The organism is Desulfobacterium sp. N47 (genome assembly GCF_051233685.1).
Lineage (GTDB): Bacteria > Desulfobacterota > Desulfobacteria > Desulfobacterales > RPRI01 > RPRI01.
The window spans coordinates 1-18,489 of sequence record NZ_JBAMMY010000324.1 but is presented as its reverse complement, the minus strand read 5'-3'; the positions used below and the strand labels follow the sequence as shown (position 1 = coordinate 18,489).

The 18,489-nt window shown below is 37.8% G+C and carries 17 protein-coding genes and 1 tRNA gene; 16 read left to right on the top strand and 2 right to left on the bottom strand.

Features of this window, described 5'->3' with window-relative positions:
• The first annotated feature begins 18 nt into the window (after nucleotides 1-18).
• The 14 genes from VXK47_RS20670 (at nucleotide 19) to VXK47_RS20605 (ending at nucleotide 13,699) form a co-directional block, all read left to right on the top strand.
• Nucleotides 19-846: an MBL fold metallo-hydrolase gene (locus VXK47_RS20670; RefSeq protein ID WP_435550682.1), complete on the top strand. Its 828-nt coding sequence runs from the start codon at nucleotides 19-21 to the stop codon at nucleotides 844-846.
• 135 nt (nucleotides 847-981) lie between these two features.
• The gene (locus VXK47_RS20665) at nucleotides 982-1,488 is read left to right on the top strand and encodes an LEA type 2 family protein (RefSeq protein ID WP_435550681.1); all 507 of its coding nucleotides are present in this window, start codon (nucleotides 982-984) and stop codon (nucleotides 1,486-1,488) included.
• Between the two features lie 59 nt (nucleotides 1,489-1,547).
• On the top strand, nucleotides 1,548-2,030 hold the full coding sequence (gene ahbB / locus VXK47_RS20660; RefSeq protein ID WP_435550680.1) for a siroheme decarboxylase subunit beta: 483 nt from the start codon (nucleotides 1,548-1,550) through the stop codon (nucleotides 2,028-2,030).
• 16 nt (nucleotides 2,031-2,046) lie between these two features.
• The gene (locus VXK47_RS20655; RefSeq protein ID WP_435550679.1) at nucleotides 2,047-3,384 is read left to right on the top strand and encodes a B12-binding domain-containing radical SAM protein; all 1,338 of its coding nucleotides are present in this window, start codon (nucleotides 2,047-2,049) and stop codon (nucleotides 3,382-3,384) included.
• A gap of 219 nt (nucleotides 3,385-3,603) precedes the next feature.
• Nucleotides 3,604-4,263, top strand: coding sequence for a Crp/Fnr family transcriptional regulator (locus tag VXK47_RS20650; RefSeq protein ID WP_435550678.1), 660 nt, complete (start codon nucleotides 3,604-3,606; stop codon nucleotides 4,261-4,263).
• Nucleotides 4,264-4,538: 275 nt separating this feature from the next.
• On the top strand, nucleotides 4,539-5,342 hold the full coding sequence (locus VXK47_RS20645; RefSeq protein WP_435550677.1) for an MlaE family ABC transporter permease: 804 nt from the start codon (nucleotides 4,539-4,541) through the stop codon (nucleotides 5,340-5,342).
• A gap of 5 nt (nucleotides 5,343-5,347) precedes the next feature.
• Complete coding sequence (locus tag VXK47_RS20640) at nucleotides 5,348-6,133, top strand: ABC transporter ATP-binding protein (protein ID WP_435550676.1); 786 nt, start codon at nucleotides 5,348-5,350, stop codon at nucleotides 6,131-6,133.
• A gap of 32 nt (nucleotides 6,134-6,165) precedes the next feature.
• Complete coding sequence (gene mlaD, locus VXK47_RS20635; RefSeq protein ID WP_435550675.1) at nucleotides 6,166-6,609, top strand: outer membrane lipid asymmetry maintenance protein MlaD; 444 nt, start codon at nucleotides 6,166-6,168, stop codon at nucleotides 6,607-6,609.
• Between the two features lie 55 nt (nucleotides 6,610-6,664).
• Nucleotides 6,665-7,267, top strand: a complete 603-nt coding sequence (locus VXK47_RS20630) for an MlaC/ttg2D family ABC transporter substrate-binding protein (RefSeq protein ID WP_435550674.1) — start codon at nucleotides 6,665-6,667, stop codon at nucleotides 7,265-7,267.
• A gap of 8 nt (nucleotides 7,268-7,275) precedes the next feature.
• Nucleotides 7,276-8,133, top strand: coding sequence for an MlaA family lipoprotein (locus VXK47_RS20625; protein ID WP_435550673.1), 858 nt, complete (start codon nucleotides 7,276-7,278; stop codon nucleotides 8,131-8,133).
• A 516-nt stretch (nucleotides 8,134-8,649) separates the two neighbouring features.
• On the top strand, nucleotides 8,650-11,355 hold the full coding sequence (gene polA, locus VXK47_RS20620; RefSeq protein WP_435550672.1) for a DNA polymerase I: 2,706 nt from the start codon (nucleotides 8,650-8,652) through the stop codon (nucleotides 11,353-11,355).
• Nucleotides 11,356-11,370: 15 nt separating this feature from the next.
• Nucleotides 11,371-12,150 (top strand): RsmE family RNA methyltransferase, encoded by a 780-nt coding sequence (locus VXK47_RS20615; protein ID WP_435550671.1) that lies wholly within the window; start codon nucleotides 11,371-11,373, stop codon nucleotides 12,148-12,150.
• Between the two features lie 23 nt (nucleotides 12,151-12,173).
• Nucleotides 12,174-12,249, top strand: a tRNA-Phe gene (locus VXK47_RS20610).
• 172 nt (nucleotides 12,250-12,421) lie between these two features.
• A complete protein-coding gene (locus VXK47_RS20605; protein WP_435550670.1) occupies nucleotides 12,422-13,699 on the top strand; it encodes a 3-deoxy-D-manno-octulosonic acid transferase in 1,278 nt (425 codons plus the stop codon).
• 768 nt (nucleotides 13,700-14,467) lie between these two features.
• Here VXK47_RS20605 and VXK47_RS20600 read toward each other — a convergent pair.
• Both VXK47_RS20600 and VXK47_RS20595 read right to left on the bottom strand, forming a co-directional pair.
• Entirely contained in the window at nucleotides 14,468-17,044 is a 2,577-nt protein-coding gene (locus VXK47_RS20600; protein ID WP_435550669.1) for a sigma 54-interacting transcriptional regulator, read from the bottom strand.
• Nucleotides 17,045-17,173: 129 nt separating this feature from the next.
• A complete protein-coding gene (locus VXK47_RS20595) occupies nucleotides 17,174-17,530 on the bottom strand; it encodes a DMT family protein (RefSeq protein ID WP_435550668.1) in 357 nt (118 codons plus the stop codon).
• A 339-nt stretch (nucleotides 17,531-17,869) separates the two neighbouring features.
• On the opposite strand from VXK47_RS20595, the gene VXK47_RS20590 reads away from it, so the two are divergent.
• Both VXK47_RS20590 and VXK47_RS20585 read left to right on the top strand, forming a co-directional pair.
• Entirely contained in the window at nucleotides 17,870-18,091 is a 222-nt protein-coding gene (locus tag VXK47_RS20590) for a hypothetical protein (RefSeq protein ID WP_435550667.1), read from the top strand.
• A gap of 199 nt (nucleotides 18,092-18,290) precedes the next feature.
• Nucleotides 18,291-18,489: DUF6444 domain-containing protein (locus tag VXK47_RS20585; RefSeq protein WP_435550666.1), on the top strand; the 199-nt coding region annotated here is incomplete at its 3' end.

Here is an 18,489-nt window from a genome sequence, read left to right as displayed (position 1 = left end):
AAATAAAAGGTTGTTTTAATGGAAATTAAAATTACAATATTAGTTGATAACCGGGCTTCTGAAGGGCTGTTATCCGAGCATGGTTTTTCTTTATGGATAGAGACAGAAAAAGAAAGGATTCTGTTTGATACCGGTATGGGAGATGCTTTGCTTCATAATGCGGACAGGTTGGGGATAGACCTGGGCCTGACCGATATTCTTGTATTAAGCCATGGGCACTGTGATCATACCAACGGTGTTTTCGAGGTGCTGAAAAATTCTCAAAAAACTGTTGTCTATTGCCATCCTGGGATTATGAGGCCCCGCTACGTAGTAAGGGACGGCTCGGCAAGGCCGATCCGGATGCCGCAAAAATCAATGGCGGCCATTGATGGTCTGCCTTCACATAATATCCACTGGGTTTCAAAGTCAGTATTGATCAATGAAAAAACAGGCGTTGCATGTCCCATACAAAGAGAAACAGCATACGAGGATACCGGCGGGCCGTTTTTCCTGGATCCGCAGGGTATGCGAAAAGATAACATTGATGATGATCTTGCATTGTGGATTAAGACAAAAAAAGGCATAGCTGTGTTTGTTGGCTGCTGCCATTCCGGACTTATAAATACTTTAAATCAGATATCACGCTTAAATAAAGGATCAAAGATACTTTCGGTTATGGGAGGTTTTCATCTGCTTAACGCTGATAAACTGCGACTCGATAAGACCATATCAGCTTTGCAGTCATTTGCACCGGTCCTGCTGTTTCCCTGTCACTGCACAGGAAACACAGCAACACAGATGTTAAAAGAAGCATTCGGCGATCAGATTATACCGGGATATGCAGGTGCAAGATATGAATTTTAGGAAATACCGCCCGAATTGAAAGGGTTTCATTCACCGAATAAAAATTATTGACCTGCATATAATAACATAATACAAGTTCTCATAATCATATTGGATTTATTTTGCATATTTATTAAATGGCGAAGACAGAACTCAATGTTAAAATATCCCGCATTACCGGCCCTTAGGACATTTTGCTTATTTATATTATTGCTCACTTGTTTCAGCTGCGGAAAACTTTTAAAACAGCCTGAAGTTCATATAAACAGTGTTCAAATTAAGAAAATAAAAAATCTTGAAGCTGTTTTCAGATTAAATCTTGAAGTGTACAATCCAAATATTGTACCATTTAACATTAAACATATCGAATATGATGTGGAAATGGAAGGGCAGCATATAGCTTCTGCGGTCTCGGATGAAAAAGTTTCAATTCCAATACGAGGTGCAGCACTTGTACCTCTTGAAGTTCACTCGAACTCATTCGATCTGATCTCTGCAATAATAAAGGCTTTTATTCCCGGTTCAAAAAACGGGAATAAAAAAATTGAGTTTAAAATAAACGGGAAGATTTTACTGGACGGTATTTTTTATGGTACTAACACCATATCTTTCAGTTCAAGTGGAAATTTGCTTGAAAAGTTTGGACGCCCGAAAGAACAATGATATCGGCTAAAACAAGAATCACCAGCCAGGGTATTTGTGGCTTTTTCTGATATAATACTATGCTTACAGAACTAGAGAAAAAAATTATTGCTTCGATACAGTCAGATATGCCTGTTATAAAACGGCCGTACGCCAAATTAGCAAAGCAGCTGAATATTACGGAAAAAATTTTTCTTGAAACTCTTAACCGGCTTTTGGAAAAAGGCGTGATAAGGCGTTTTGGAGCAACTCTTTGTCATCAGAACTCAGGTTTTGAGGCAAATGCTATGGCGGCCTGGGAGGTTGGCGAAGATATTGTTGATGAAGTCGGTAAAAAGCTTGCCTCATTCAGACAGGTTTCACATTGTTACCGTCGGAATCCGGCAAAAAACTGGCCATATAATCTTTATACCATGGTCCATGCTAAAACCCAAAAATCCTGTTTGGAAACAATTCGTAAAATGTCGGAAACAACGGGCGTAAAAAACTATACCGTTTTATTCAGCCGCAAAGAGTTAAAAAAAACATCCATGAAATACTTTTCAACAGAAAATGAAAGTTGACTAAAACATTTTCCCTTTGATTTCAGACTCACCAAATATTTTACTGATAAACCCGTGGATACACGATTTTGCAGCTTATGATTACTGGGCTAAACCTATAGGTCTTTTATATCTTGCCTCGATATTAAAAACTCACGGATGCAACATAACATATATTGACTGCTTGAACAGGTTTCATCCGAATCTGAGTAAAACCGTTTCTTCAAAAGCAGACGGTAGGGGCTCCTATCTTAAAACCCGCATCCCCAAACCGGAATGCCTTTTTGATATCCAAAGAAATTATTCACGATATGGAATACCTGAACAATGGTTCAGAAAAGACCTGCTTGATGCAAAACAACCCGACATAGTTTTTATTACTTCTCATATGACTTACTGGTATCCCGGAGTATTTGAAACAATAGGCATTGTCAGAGAAACTTACCCTTTTGCTCCGATTGTACTCGGAGGAATATATGCCTCTTTATGCCATGATCATGCCTTAAAATATTCAGGCGCTGATAAAGTTATTACACAAGATGGAGAAAAAATTATTCTTGAACTTGTAAAAGAATATACCGGATTTTCAAATAGTATAAAATTTGATCCGGAGCAGCTGGATTCCTATCCTTATCCTGCATTCGATCTTGAAAGCAAAATAGCTTTTATTCCTCTTCTTTCCTCAAAGGGCTGTCCTTTTTCATGTCCATACTGCGCATCCGCTTATCTTAACAGGAAACGAATCCTCAGAAGTCCCGAATCCTTAATAAATGAAATAACATACTGGCATAAAAAACATAAAGTAGTCGATTTTGCAATCTACGACGACGCATTTCTTATAGATGCCGAAAATCACGCAATACCTGTACTCGAAGGAGTAATAAAAACAGGCATCAAAGTTCGATTTCATACACCGAATGCCCTTCACATAAGAGAAATATCGAAAAAGACAGCGACGCTCATGTTTAAAGCAGGCTTTGAAACACTAAGGCTTGGACTTGAAACCACTATTTTTGATAACAGCAGGCTTGACAGTAAGGTTTCCAAACTTGAATTTGAACATGCTCTTATAGGTTTAAAAGAAGCCGGGTTTTCAAAAAAACAAATCGGAGCTTACCTTCTGGCCGGGCTTCCGGACCAGGATGAAAGAAACGTAATTGAATCGATAAAAAAAGTTATAGAGAACCAAATCACTGCAATTCCGGTATACTATTCTCCAATCCCTCATACTGCACTCTGGGAAAAGGCAGTTCTTTGTTCACGTTATGATCTCAGGTCAGATCCGATATTCACAAATAATTCCATACTTCCGTGCCGCAAGGAAGGCTTTTCATGGGAAATTATTTCATTATTAAAAAAACTCGCAGCCAGTTAAAATTACCGGGCTGAAAAAAGTCCATAGTTATTGACAAGCATGAAATGTTTCATTAGAATCAGCTTGCAATTATTGGTAATTTCTTATAACCGTATTTCAAGATTTTAGTTTTAACAATTAGTTTGCCGTTTCAAATAGTTTGCCGTTTCAAAATATTACATACTATTAATCCATTTTTTTCTTTGTTTTAATAATTAAATTTTATCGGAATGATTAAACGTGCAGCCTACACACATATTAAAAAATATACCGATTTTTTCCTGCCTTGATGAGGACGAGCTTTTTGAGCTTAACAGCGTTGCTATTAAGAGAGTTTTTCCAAAAAACTCTCTTTTGATAAATGAAGGTGACAAAACCGATTCTCTTTATATTATTTCAAGCGGCAAAGTTAAAGCAATCATAACCGATGAGAATGGAAAAGAAGTTATACTTTCGATTTTCGGACCCGGAGAATATTTTGGCGAACTCGCCTTTATAGATGGTGAACACAGATCCGCCAGCATCATTACAAGAGAAACCACCGAAGTTCTGATTATCTCAAGAGAAGGTATAAGAGATATTTTATCTACAAATCCTAACCTTGCATTTAATCTGCTTATCGGAGTTGTAAAAAGGCTTCGCGAGGCAAATAAACAAATAGAAAGTCTTGCTTTAATGGATGTATATGGCCGTGTTGCAAGACTTCTTGTACATCTTGCCGAACCTTATGGCAATAAACAACGTATTGAAGATAAACTGACTCATCAGGAGATTGCAAACATGACCGGCTCATCAAGAGAGATGGTCAGCCGGATTTTCAAAGATCTTATATACGGTGGCTATATAAGTGTAAAAAACAAACAGATTACCATCAATAAACAGCTCCCGTATTCCTGGTAATCGCCTAACTCCTGATATTATCTTTTTATTTAATACCAAAAAAACAGCTTATTTTAATCCGTAAATTTCTTATCATCAAAATATTTATCATCATTGACACCCGCTTTTTTATCGTGTTACTATCCGTCATACAAAATTCAAACGCGGTTTTTAATCAAAAACGCTAAAAGCAGTAATTTTTTTACCGCAAATTCTAGCTGCAAGAACAGCGAATAACACATATATACCACATCAGATGTTATGCAATGCTTCTTGCTGATATAAGGTTTGTTATTATGTCGCAGTTATCTGTTTTGATAAACCCGGTTACTGCTCTTGGAAAATGGATAATATTTGTAATCCAGGAAATGGGACGAATAGCTATTTTCTTTTCCAAGAGTTTTTATTTAATGTTTTCTTTCCCTTTTCAAATTAAAAAAATACTTCAGCAAATCCATTTTATCGGATCAAAATCGGTATTTGTAATATGTCTTACCGGGGCTTTTACGGGTATGGTGCTTGGTCTTCAGGGTTACCATACACTTGTAAAATTCGGCTCGGCAGGATTTCTGGGTGCAGTTGTAGCGCTTTCACTTATCAGAGAACTTGGCCCGGTGCTTGCTGCCATTATGGTTACGGGTAGAGCAGGCTCTGCTATAGCTGCTGAAGTCGGCATTATGCGTATATCCGAAGAAATAGACGCTCTTGATACTATGGACATCAATCCTCTGCGTTTTCTTGTAAGCCCCAAGCTGGCTGCTGCGCTTATAAGCATGCCGCTTCTTACCGCCCTTTTTGATGTTGTCGGTATTATAGGCGGATATATTTCGGGTTCTCTTCTGCTTGGCATAAGCGGCGGCATATACTTTTCACGCATTGAAACCAGTGTCGAGATGGCGGATGTAACCGGAGGTTTTATTAAATCACTCGTTTTTGCGGCTGTTATTGTGACGGTATGCTGCTTTCAGGGCTATTATACACACACCAGGAAAGAAGGATTCGGCGCAAAAGGCGTCAGCCTTTCAACAACTTCAGCTGTTGTAATTTCCTGTGTAACTATTCTTATAACGGATTATGTGTTAACATCATTGTTGCTGTAGGCTTTATGAGAGAACCTTTTATTCAATTTAAAAACGTATATAAGAGTTTTGGTGAAAACCATGTTTTAACCGGTGCTAATCTCAGTATTTATAAAGGCGAAATCACAACAATAATAGGTAAAAGCGGCGGTGGAAAAAGTGTGCTTTTAAAACATATTATTGGACTTATTGAACAGGATTCGGGAATCATACTTTTTGATGGCCGCCCTGTATCGGATATGAAAAAAGCCGAGAGAAAAGCCCTGAAAAGAAAATGCAGCTACATGTTTCAGGGAACTGCCCTTTTTGACTCTTTAACTATTTATGAAAATATCGCCTTGCCGCTTAAGGAAACAACCCGTTTATCCGATTCAGAGATAAACAAACGGGTAAAAGATAAAATGGATCAGCTCGATCTTAACGACATAGATGAAAAATATCCTTCACAGCTTTCCGGAGGAATGAAAAAAAGAGTGGCTCTTGCAAGAGCTCTTGTCACCGATCCGGAAACTGTTTTATTCGATGAGCCGACAACCGGCCTTGATCCTATACGTAAAAAATCGGTTCATGAAATGATATCGAATTATCAACTGAAATTCGGGTTTACCGGAGTTGTGGTAAGCCATGATATACCTGATATTTTTCATATCTCTCAACGGGTCGCTATGTTAAATGATGGCTGCATACTTTTTGAGGGAACTCCCGAAAAATTAGCCCAATCTTCGGATCATGCGGTTAAGGAGTTTATTCAGGGGCTTTATACCGGAAATGATAATGGATGTATACAACAGGATAAAAAAATTACTAAGTAAAATATGCTTTATGATAGTGTGTCGGAGGAAATGTGAAAAAGCAATCAATAGAAACTTCGGTTGGAATATTTTTTTTGATCGGACTCATCTGCGTAGGATACCTTACCATCAAACTTGGTAAAATGGAGCTTCTGGGTGACAACACTTACACAGTCAAAGCAAAATTCAAGTCCGTTTCAGGATTAAAACAAGGCTCGCAGGTTGAAATGGCAGGGGTCAAAATCGGCACTATTGATAACGTTTATCTGGATAAGGATGACAGAGCACTTGTTAAATTGAAAATAAACAAAGATATTATTCTTACAGATGATGTTATTGCTTCAATAAAAACATCCGGTTTGATCGGAGATAAATATATCAGTATCTCTCCGGGAGGTTCCGATACAATATTGAAATCAGGCGATACTATTACCGAAACACAATCAGCAATAGATATTGAAGAACTCATAAGCAAATATGTTTTTGGCAAAGTGTAAGCCAGACCGGATGATTTGGTAAAAATATGCATTTAATGTTTGGGAGGAGAACTACGTGAAAAAAATAATGGTTTTTCTGGTATTAATACTTTTTGCATCTGTTTCATTTTCTTCTGATTTAAGCCCGTTAAATTCACTAAAAGGCCCCATCGATCAGGGATTAGGTCTTTTAAAAGACCCTAAATATAAAGATGCTTCTCAAAGAAAAGAGCAGCGTGATAAAATGTGGGAAATAATACGTAAAGCCTTTGATTTTACTGAACTTGGCGGAAGGACCCTTGCCTCAAACTGGAAAAAGTTTTCTCCCCGGCAAAGAAAAGAATTCACTGAGATGTTTTCGGAAGTGCTCGGTAATGCTTACCTTGATAAGATTCAGTCAGAATATAAAGGTGAAAAAGTAAACTATGTTAATCAGGAAATTATTTCCGATACCAAGGCTATTGTAAATACAAAAATAAAACGGGCAAATGAAGAAATACCGGTAAACTACAGCATGATACTTAAAGATAATGAATGGAAAGTATATGATGTAAAAATTGAGGGCATAAGCCTGGTTCAGAATTACAGATCTCAGTTCAATGATATTTTATCAAAGGAAACCCCTGATGAACTTATAAAACGGCTTAGCAAGAAGCTTAAGGAGCAGGAAAAAGGATAAAAAATATTATGAACAAATCAGCAACAGCCATCATTGCTATTCTTATATTTTTCTTCTCTGCAAATTCTCTGATTGCATACGATCCGGCAATTCAGGCATCAACGGAAGATGAACACGGATCAATTTTAATTGCATTGGATTCGGGTAATTCCGATCAGGAATTTTTAGATAATGATCCGGATTTTTTAAAAGAAGAAAATACCGACAACGAAATAAACATAAGCATTGCAGATCCTTTATATTATTGGAATTTCTGCATGTTCCATTTTAATGACAAAATGTATTTCTGGGCTTTAAAACCGGTTACGCAAGCTTATCTTTATATAACTCCGACTATTGTCAGAACCGGGGTGGAAAATTTTTTTTATAACATTAAAATGCCCATTCGTTTTACAAACTGTATCCTTCAGGGTAGAATCGTACTTGCAGGCCATGAGCTTTTAAGATTTATAATAAACAGCACCCAGGGAGTTTTAGGTTTTGATGATGCAGCAAATAATTATACATGGTTAAAGGAGGGAAAGGAAGACCTTGGACGGACTTTTGCTTCTTATGGTATAGGAGATGGAATATATCTTGTCTGGCCATTTTTCGGACCTTCCACTCTTAAGGATTCTATCGGCATGTTTGGAGATAGATTCTTAAACCCGGTTTCATATATTGAACCGCTTGAGCTGTCGATAGGTGTAACTGGTTACGAAGTGGTTAATAAAACATCTTTTAAAATCGGAGATTATGAAGCATTTAAAAAAGCTTCTCTGGAACCTTATGAAGGTTTAAAAAACGCTTATATACAGAACCGCAGGGGAAATATTAATGAATCTCCGCTGAATATAATCTCCCACGATTTACTGAGATTCTGGTAAGCTACATATTAAAATTTTAGGATCAATTTGTGCAATCGAGAACAAACCAGGCCTATTTAATTACTGATTACCTAAACCGTTCTGGCTGCCGCAGTCTGGGCATTGCCATGTAATTCCATTGCATGACATTCCCCAGAAATTTTCTTCCATGCAGTTCTGGCATATGGCAAAACCGCACCTGCACCTCCAGCAAAACGGGGCTTCCTTCCTGCAGCAATAACAATTGCTTTCTTTTGCCTTGCGGCGTTTTTCTCTGTATGTTAACTTATTTTCTTTCATTTTTTAATTTTTTTCATTTGCATTTAAACTGTTGCCCATGGAGTTTGATACCAAGCCGCATTTAAGTTCTAACTACGTTGGCTCCAAAGGCTCTCCTCGGTGCATTACATATACGCCAGCAGGAAAACCTTTTGCCATCTTGCTACCTCTTTGAATGCAACATGGTAAGACTATCAATTTAGTTTGTTAACTATTACAGCAATCATTCTCTGTCAACCTGCTTTGGAGCTTGAACATATGGTTTGTTCCACAGAAATAAAAAATAAGGATTTAGATAAAACCCTGTTTCTTATTGATGGAAGCGCCTATATCTACCGCGCATACCATGCGATAAGAAATCTTTCCAATTCCAAAGGATTTCCAACTAATGCAATTTTCGGATTCACCCGCATTTTAATAAAGCTTATAGAAGACTGGGCGCCCAAATATGTGGTTATGGTTTTTGATGCCAAAGGCCCTACTTTCAGACATGATATTTTTAAAGATTATAAGGCGACCCGTCCTCCCATGCCTGAAGATTTACAGGTACAGATCCCATTTATAAAGGAAATCACAAAAGCTTTTAACCTGCCTGTTATTGAAATTCAAGGATATGAAGCAGACGATATCATAGGAACTCTTGCTCGCAAGGCCGAAGAGTCAGGCTTTTCAGTGGTTATGGTAACCGGAGACAAAGACTTTCTACAGCTTGTTACGGATAAATCCATCATCTGGGATCCCATGAAAGACAAGATAACCGATTTAGATGCTTTCAGGAAAGATTTTGGTCTTATCCCCGAACAAATGATTGATGTGATGGGACTTTCAGGAGATACCTCGGATAATGTTCCGGGAGTTCCGGGAATCGGCCCCAAAACAGCTCTTGATCTGATAAAAACTTTCGGAAGCATGAAAAATCTTTATGATAATATTGATTCCATTACCAAAAAAAAGCAGTATGAAAATCTGGTGCAATTTAAAGAACAGGCTGATTTAAGCAGAAAGCTTGTTGAAATAGACAAAAACGCTCCCATCAATTTTGAGATAGACTCTTTTTGTTTTAAAAATCCTGATAACCCAAGATTATCTGAGCTTTTTCAGGAATTTGAATTCAGACAGCTTCAGCAGAGCTTTTCTGGCCATTCGGATCTTTCAGGAAAAAATTACAGTATTATTGATAATATAAAATCACTTTCCGAATTATTAAGAAGACTGGAATCCGCAAATCATTTTGCACTTGATACGGAAACAACATCTGAAAACCCATTAAAAGCAAAGCTTGTAGGCATATCGGTTTCACTCAAAGCAAACGAGGCGTTTTATATTCCTCTTGCGCACAAATATGAAGGTGTGCCCAAACAGCTTGATATGAATGAAACGTTGAATATGCTTAAAGGCGTTTTTGAAAATCCTGATATAAAAAAAATAGGCCAGAATATAAAATACGACTGGATAGTATTAAAACGCCATGGAATTGATATTGCCGGAGTGTATTCCGATACGATGATAGCATCTTATCTTATCAATCCTTCGAAACGGGCGCACAACCTTGACCAGATAGCTCTTGATTTTCTAGGACATAAAAAAATTACTTTTGAAGAAACAGTGGGAAAGAAAAAACCTGAATCAGGATTTTCCAATGTTCCTCTGGAAAAAGCTGTCTCGTATGCCTGCGAAGACGCTGATATTACTCTAATGGCCCACGATGTGCTTTTCCCGAAGCTTTTGGAGATAGGACTCAAAGATCTTTTTGAAAATATTGAAATGCCTCTTATCCCAGTTCTTATGAAGATGGAGATAAAAGGAATATGTGTGGACAGAAACAGGCTTTCAGAACTTTCAAAGCATTTTGAACAGCAGATAGAAGATCTTGAGGAAAATATTTATTCTGTTGCCGGAATGACCTTTAACATCAAATCACCCCAGCAGCTTGGAGAGGTTCTTTTTGAAAAGCTGATGCTTCCGGTTAAGAAAAAAACCAAAAAAAAGACGGGGTATTCAACCGATGTGGATGTACTTACGGAACTGGCACAAAACCATGAACTTCCTGCGCTTGTATTAAGGCACAGGACTCTTTCCAAGCTTAAATCAACATATACCGATGCATTGCTTGAAATTGCAGATCCGGAAACGGAAAGGATACACACATCCTTCAATCAGACTGTAACTGCTACCGGAAGGCTAAGCAGTTCCAATCCCAATCTTCAGAATATACCTGTAAAAACCGATGAAGGAAGAGAGATAAGAAGCGCTTTTGTCCCCAAAAAAGGCTGGAAACTTCTTTCCGCCGATTACTCCCAGATAGAGCTTCGCCTCCTTGCCCACTGTGCTGAAGATGAAATACTTATTAATGCTTTTCTGGAAGATGAAGATATCCATACAAGAACAGCGATTGAAATATTCCAGATTTTTCCCGAATTCATAACACCTGAATTAAGATATCAGGCAAAAACGATAAATTTCAGCATTATGTACGGGATCAGCGCTTTCAGCCTTTCAAAGGATCTTGGTATCAGCCAGAAAATGGCCCAGACTTATATTAACAACTATTTTGCAAGATACAAAGAAGTAAAAAGATTTATCGATAAGACAATTAGTGATGCACATGTAAACAAAAAAACATCCACACTTTTAGGGCGCATAAGGCTTCTTCCTGATATAGACAGCTCAAACAAAATTGTAATAGCGGCAGCAGAGCGCATAGCAGTAAATACTCCCATACAGGGAACAGCCGCTGATCTTATAAAGATTGCAATGATAAATATAGACAAAGCATTCACAGAAAAAAAATTGAAAGCCGCCATGCTTCTTTCCGTTCATGATGAGCTTGTTTTTGAAGTACCGCCTGATGAACTTGATATGGTCAGCGATCTTGTTAAAAATATGATGGAAAATGTCTGGACTCTCAAAGTTCCGCTTAAGGTAAATATTTCATCAGGCGAAAACTGGTCACAAGCTCACTAAAGTCAAAAGAATCCAATGAGACTATTTTATATTGATCAATCCGAGATCGCATCACAAAACCCTGCAATAAAAGGTAGTGATGCAAGACATATTATAAATGTCCTTCGTTTAAAACCCGGAGACCATATAGAACTTTTTGATGAATCGGGAATAAAATACAAAGCAAGAATAGTTGCTGTATCTTCTGCAAGAGTTGAAGTGTCAGTAGTCGGCCAATCCAATCAGACTGTTGAATCTTTTCTTGAAATTATTGTAGCCCAGTCTTTTCTTAAAGAAGCTAAAATGGATAATCTCATCCGTCAACTGACAGAACTTGGCATCACAAAATGGATACCTTTTATATCGGAACGCTCAGTTTCAAGACCGGATGACAAACGCCTTCTTAATCGTTCAAAAAGGTGGGAAAGCATTGCAAAAGAAGCTGCCAAACAGTGTAAACGGGCCAAAACCACAATAATAGAAAAGACCGTTTCTTTCAAAGAACTTCTGGAATCCAAACAGGAATTTGATCTTAAAATAATATTCTGGGAAAATGAAAAAAACCTTCTTGATATAAAAAATCTGACCGCAACACATCAAAAAGATATAAATAAGATTCTTATAATCCTTGGCCCTGAAGGAGGATTTACAATTAGTGAAATTGAAAAAGCCAAAGAAAGCGGTTTCTTGACAGCCGGTCTTGGCCCCCGGATCTTACGGGCTGAAACCGCTTCCGTATCGGCATGCACCCTTATTCAGTTTCTTTTTGGCGATATGGGTCAAAAAATTGTTGACAAGAATGAAGGCATAAAATAGAAAGAACTTCTGTTTTTAAACAGGCCGAGGTAGCTCAGTCGGTAGAGCAGCGGACTGAAAATCCGCGTGTCGACGGTTCAATTCCGCCCCTCGGCACCAATGAAATCAAGCCTTTAGAGCAAATAAGCTTTAAAGGCTTTTTCATTTTTAGATATTTGTACAAGACCTGTGCAAGGATTGAAAACACCCGTGACTTTCCGTACTCAAGGGAATGGGTATAATTTCATAAAATATTGACTATACGTTCACAGCACAAAGGAAAAATTGGCGCATGCCATCTGATTTTCTCATAAAAACTACTTTCTTTATATATAATACGTGCTGGAAGATAGTTATCCCTCTATTGCGGATTAATAAAAGGCTTGCCGAAGGTTTTTCACAGCGGACACTTAAAGAAAAGCCTTTAAAGGCAGATCTTTGGATTCAGGCAGCTTCAGCAGGAGAATCATACTTAGCTGTTGAGATTTTAAAAAATTTAAAATTCAACCGGCCGGTAAATATTCTGCTTACTTCAGGCACAAAGCAGGGTTTTGATATTCTTGAACGCTCAATAAAGCAAATCAAAGATAAACATATTACTGCGCACACCTCTTTCTTTTTTTTCGATCAACCGGACTTGATGAATAAAGCCGTAAATTTAATCAGACCTGAAATAATGGTTCTTCTTGAATCCGAGCTATGGCCGGGACATCTTCTGGCGCTTAAAAAATACGGATGCAAAACAATAATAATTAACGGAAGAATAACTGATAGAAGCTTGAAAAAATATCTGCTCTGGAAATCATTCTGGAACAAAATCAAGCCCGACATGATATATGCAATATCTGAAAGCGATGCCAAGCGGTTTTCAGTTTTATTTGGAAATGAATCTGTAGAAGTTATGCCGAATATTAAATTTGACAGGTTCGGCAACAATGAAATTGAACCTTTAATAAAAAATCCAATAGTAGAATTATTTAAACATAATACTTCTTTTATAGTGCTTGGCTCGATCAGAAAAGGAGAAGAGCCACTTATCGAAAAACTCATACTTGATATTCTTAAAAGAAGGCCGGATACGGTAATAGGCCTTTTCCCACGTCATATACACAGAAACAGACACTGGAGCAAAGCTCTTGAGCGCATGAATATAAAATGGTCTCTCAGATCAAAAACAAGAAACCGGGCGGTAGAAGAAAGTGTAATACTGTGGGATACTTTCGGAGAGCTTATTTGTGCTTATAAATATGCAAATGCTGCTTTTGTAGGCGGCAGTCTTGCCCCTTTAGGCGGTCAGAATTTTATTGAAGCATTAGACTGCGGAATAGTTCCCGTTATTGGACCATACTGGGATAATTTTTCATGGGTAGGCCAACAAATCTTAGATGAAGGACTGATAAGGGTTGCAACAAACCGGCAGGAAGCCGCAGACATACTGATCGAACATATTGACAATCCTCTATCCCGTGAAAAAATAAAAACTGCCGCCAAGGAATATATGAAGCACAGACAGGGCGGTACTGCCTTTGCGTGCAATGTAATCACAGATCTTTTAAACAAGATAAATTAATGCTTTTATTATATGGCAATTGTCATAAATCTGTTCCGTTAACAAAATGGAATATGCTGCAATCCCCAACGTTATTCTGACAAACGCTATAAATAACAATTTACGGCAGAAATGCCGGTTACCCGGCATCCGCACAGATCGCAATGTTCAAGGCTAATAATGCATTATGCTTTTATTTGAAATATGGTTTAGGGTTGAGTGTATGAGATTGAAAATGTGTCAAATTCTGAAACATTATTTGAGCATGATATTATGCCAACCAAATCCGCCTGTACCTGATTCAATATCTTGCAGTCATCGGAACAAGCCGGTAGGTTCTTTATAAACTTGCAATCTCTGCAGGGACTTTTTGTAAGATAGCCGGTATAGCATTCAAGTTTTTTTATGCATGAAATATCCATTTTGTCCTCCGGTGATTTTAGTGGGTTTTTGGTAAATACTTCATGTTTATATGCCAGATATATGTTAGAACGACATCGGTGGATCGGTTGCTGATAAATCAGCTCTGTTAATGTTTTCTGCTGTTAATGAAGCAGTATGACTTAAGCCCGGTTAGACCAAGTATAGGTTTTTTCACCTCCTTTCACATGACTAATTTCTTATCTATATTTCAATTTTTGCAATTTTCCTGCCATAAGTATGCAAATCAATGATATATATTATAATCTATTAATAACAATAAATTAGGTTAAATATAGTATTAGTTATGTATATTATACCAATTCGAATGGTATCAATATATGGCTAAATATCAACATATTGATATTATTATTTATCAGGAGCCGGCCGGTTTATCTGAAGCTTATGCATCCTTGCTCTCAGTGTACTTGGGTGGATACCTAGCATAGAGGCCGCTCCATTCTTTCCGTTAATACGCCAGCCGGCAAGCATAAGGGACCTAACTATATGCATTCGCTCCATTTCTTTAAGATTGCTAATATTGGATGATGAGGAAAGTGATGCAACCTCCAGTTTGTCTGCCAGATAAAGGGTGGACCCTAGGCACAAGATTACTGATCTTTCGATAACGCTTTCAAGTTCACGAACATTTCCCGGCCAGGCATAATCCTGAAGAGCCCTCATTGTTTCCTTTGGGATGGAATCAATCTTTTTCCCGGATTTTCTTGCATATCTGCGTACAAAAGCCTGCACTAACAAGGGAATATCTCCATTGCGTTGACGCAAGGAAGGTACGGTTATAGGAAAAACGTTAAGCCGGTAAAAAAGATCCTGCCGGAACCGGCCGTTTTTTACTTCTTCCTCGAGGTTCCGGTTGGTTGTTGCCAGGATACGCACATCTACATTTATCGTTTTGGAAGATCCAAGACGTTCAAACTTACCATACTGAATTACGCGAAGCAATTTGGCCTGGATTTCAAGCGGCAGTTCTCCTATCTCATCCAGACAAAGCGTTGAGTTGTTTGCAATCTCAAACCGGCCCACCTGAAGAGTATCAGCTCCGGTAAAAGCACCTTTTTCCCTTCCGAATAATTCACTTTCTATCAGATTGGAAGGAAGAGCGGCGCAATTGACAGTTATCATCGGGCGGTCCTTGCGAGGACTTAAATTATGTATGGCTGCAGCAAACAGCTCTTTCCCTGTGCCTGTTTCGCCTTGTATGAGAACCGTAGTGTTTGTACGAGAAACCTGCTCCGACAGATATATGGTATGCTTCATGCTGTCGCTATTGCCGATAATGTCAGCAAACTGATGCTGTGTTTTGACTTCTTTGCGGAGATATATATTCTCGGCCTCTATCTGATCTTTCAGTTTTTTTATTTCAGAAAGGGCGTTTCGGAGATCTTTATCTGCTCTATGGTGCTCTTCTATCTCATGTTCAAGACGCTTATTTGAGGTTTGAAGTTCTGCAGTACGCTCCTTAACACGTTGCTCCAGGTTCCGGTTTAATTTATTTATGATTTCTATGGATCTGCTGTTTATAAGCGCGATAGATGCCAGCTCGCCAAAGGAGGTTGCCATTCTGGAATCATCTTCAGTAAATCCACCGGATTTATTGGCAATGCCCATAATACCAACTACTTTATCCCCTATAGCTAAAGGAGAAAACAGGACATTGTCAAGCCTGACATGCCCTTGGGGTATATATTTTATAAAATCGCTTTTCGAAAAATTATTCTCATATACCGTTTTTCCTGTGAGATAAGCTTCGGCCCTGAGACCGCGAATAGGCATAGGAAGTTTAGAATCGACATGACATGGCAAGCCGCCTGAATCCAGAAAAAGTACTTCATTTTCAATTCCATCCATTGATAAAAGAGCGACATATCCTGAAGAAGCCCCAATGAGTTCTTTGCAGGAATCAAATATTGCACGTGCAACATCAGGAAAGCTTTGGTTTTTCAGGATAGTCCGCGAACTATGGAAAAGAGCTGCAATTTCTTTTTCGCGCAATTGCGAAGCTTTTAAAGCATTACTTAAAGCTTCTTTTGCACGGATACGCTCAGTAATTTTTGATATTCTTATAGCAATAACATCAAGAAGATTTTTTCCTTCAATAAGAAAAGGATCCTCATTGCTTTGATATATTTGTTCCGTATAAAAGATCTCAACAACACCGCTACGCCTGCCGCTTATCACGATGTCGCTTGCTTGCCGCCAAATTGTTTCCTGAAAATTTTTTGTCTTATACGTCTGTCCATCCAGGATGATGCGGGCACAGGCTTTATCCGAATGCTGCCAGGCAGGAGGAAGAATTTCAACAGTTTGCTGAAGCAGCTCCGCCAGGCTATTGCTTTTCAGACTGGAAAGCTTATAGTGACAGTCCAGCTCCTTCACACGTTTGCTAAGTTTTTGCATATACTCATTGAGAGCATTATCAGCTTCAATATGAGCAGTACAATCAGAGATAACCGCAAGGCAACGATTCTTCAATTTCAAACCGGTAATTCTACTTGTGCCCTCTAAGCGCAGATATATTTGCTTTTCTCCTTGTACTTTCATCTTAAGTTCACAGGTCGCATTTGTTTCTTTAATAAAAACATTTTGAATAAAGTGATTAAAATGCGGGAGAGATTCTGAAGCAACAAACCGGTCAAAAGGAATCCCAATCAATTTTGAAGTTTCAACCCCAATCAATTTTGAAGTTGTGGAATTAATTTTGAGAATATTACCTTTTTCATCAAGCGTAATATATCCTACCGGGGCATATTCATATAAATCCGAATATATTTTATATCTTTTACCAAGCTCCTCATTGGTCTTTCCAAGCTGTTCGTATTGTTTATCGAGCTCAATCTGGCGCAATTGCAGTTCATGAATCAGCTCAATGAGTTCTTCCTGTGACTCAGACTGATTCAAAAGTTTTATCAGTTGATCATTATTCATTGGGTTTTTCCGTATTTCTTTTAAGCAATATTAATTAATTCTTAAAGTTAATTGCAAAGCTGCCAATTCTGTCATTCCCGCAAAAAAGTGGTTTGCTTTGCAGTCTTTAGTCGAAGAAGAGCGGTTGTATTATGCACCGAATATCTTTTGGCGGAAGATAAAAAAGACAGCTCCAAGAATACAAAGCCCGGCCCATAAATAATCCAGCCTGATGTCCTCTTTCATAAAAAAAACCGAAAATGGAACAAAGACCATAAGTGTTATGACTTCCTGAAGAATTTTAAGCTGCCCGATATTCATCACACGGTATCCGATTCTGTTTGCAGGGACCTGAATCAAATATTCAAACAGCGCTATTCCCCAGCTGACAAGTGCTGCGGCTATCCATGGCTTGCTTGATAAATTCTTCAGATGTCCATACCATGCAAATGTCATAAATACATTACTGCAACACAATAATAATCCTGATATAAATATTGTACGCATATTCCATATTCCATTTTGATTTTAAGCCAAATTAAGATAATAAAACAATAATTTAAGATTTGAAATTTGTAACCGTAAAATAAATTTTATTTGCACATTTATATAAATTATCCTGTAAAAAGTCCATTAACTTTTCTGTCAATCTGTAAGCTATCTGTAAGTTGTTTTGTGTTAAGTGAGCCTTTACTGCTTTCATAGTCATTAAACAGTCCATTTGTATATGTGGGAATGATGCCTATGTCTCTGAATAAATACTGCTCAAAATCTGAGGTAATATATTTATTGGAATTAGTGTATAGAACCTTATCGTGTCACGATGAAATATGTTTCAGACACATTATGAAAGAGTTTGGAAACATAATTCCTTATGATCATGCAATTTCCGGTATTGCAAATGTATTTAGCGGTAATATGATCTCATATGAAATAATAAATATAAATTACCCGGAGAAATGGATGGAAGTATACACTGATAAAAAAATGGTAACTATTCAGCGAAAAAAATGGAAAAGAAGTAAAAAAGTACTTGACATGGTTTTTCGTGCAAACTGCTTAAAATAAATGTTGGACGAGTACAGAGCAAATTTGTTATGCATGAGTTTATAATAGTGTATTTAAAGGGCATTTTATTCTGTTACATTGCCCCTTCTCCAGTCTGTTTTTTTTAACGCGGCAGCGTTGATTACAGAGCAAAAAATATCGGTTTTAAAACCTGTGTTATAGTGTTTTTAACAAACGACACTTGAAGGAAGAAAACCGAATGACAATAGAAAACATTGATATCGAAGCATCTATTGAAAAGGCACAGATTATTATCAGTGAAGATAAGGATATGTCGCCGGCTTCGAAGTCAATGTTTGAGATTTTGATTCTGATAATAACTCTGCTTGTCAACCGGCTGAATTTAAATAGCAGGAACAGCAGCAAGCCGCCATCTTGTGATCGAAACAGGGCGAAAG

What these genes read in the sequence shown, in the direction of transcription:
- VXK47_RS20645 (WP_435550677.1), top strand. Translation starts at nt 4,539, where the DNA reads ATGTCGCAGTTATCTGTTTTGATAAACCCGGTTACTGCTCTTGGAAAA.
- ahbB (WP_435550680.1), top strand. Translation starts at nt 1,548, where the DNA reads ATGCTTACAGAACTAGAGAAAAAAATTATTGCTTCGATACAGTCAGAT.
- VXK47_RS20640 (WP_435550676.1), top strand. Translation starts at nt 5,348, where the DNA reads ATGAGAGAACCTTTTATTCAATTTAAAAACGTATATAAGAGTTTTGGT.
- VXK47_RS20600 (WP_435550669.1), bottom strand. Translation starts at nt 17,044, where the DNA reads ATGAATAATGATCAACTGATAAAACTTTTGAATCAGTCTGAGTCACAG.
- VXK47_RS20615 (WP_435550671.1), top strand. Translation starts at nt 11,371, where the DNA reads ATGAGACTATTTTATATTGATCAATCCGAGATCGCATCACAAAACCCT.
- VXK47_RS20605 (WP_435550670.1), top strand. Translation starts at nt 12,422, where the DNA reads ATGCCATCTGATTTTCTCATAAAAACTACTTTCTTTATATATAATACG.
- polA (WP_435550672.1), top strand. Translation starts at nt 8,650, where the DNA reads ATGGTTTGTTCCACAGAAATAAAAAATAAGGATTTAGATAAAACCCTG.
- VXK47_RS20670 (WP_435550682.1), top strand. Translation starts at nt 19, where the DNA reads ATGGAAATTAAAATTACAATATTAGTTGATAACCGGGCTTCTGAAGGG.
- VXK47_RS20625 (WP_435550673.1), top strand. Translation starts at nt 7,276, where the DNA reads ATGAACAAATCAGCAACAGCCATCATTGCTATTCTTATATTTTTCTTC.
- VXK47_RS20595 (WP_435550668.1), bottom strand. Translation starts at nt 17,530, where the DNA reads ATGCGTACAATATTTATATCAGGATTATTATTGTGTTGCAGTAATGTA.
- VXK47_RS20590 (WP_435550667.1), top strand. Translation starts at nt 17,870, where the DNA reads ATGAAAGAGTTTGGAAACATAATTCCTTATGATCATGCAATTTCCGGT.
- VXK47_RS20665 (WP_435550681.1), top strand. Translation starts at nt 982, where the DNA reads ATGTTAAAATATCCCGCATTACCGGCCCTTAGGACATTTTGCTTATTT.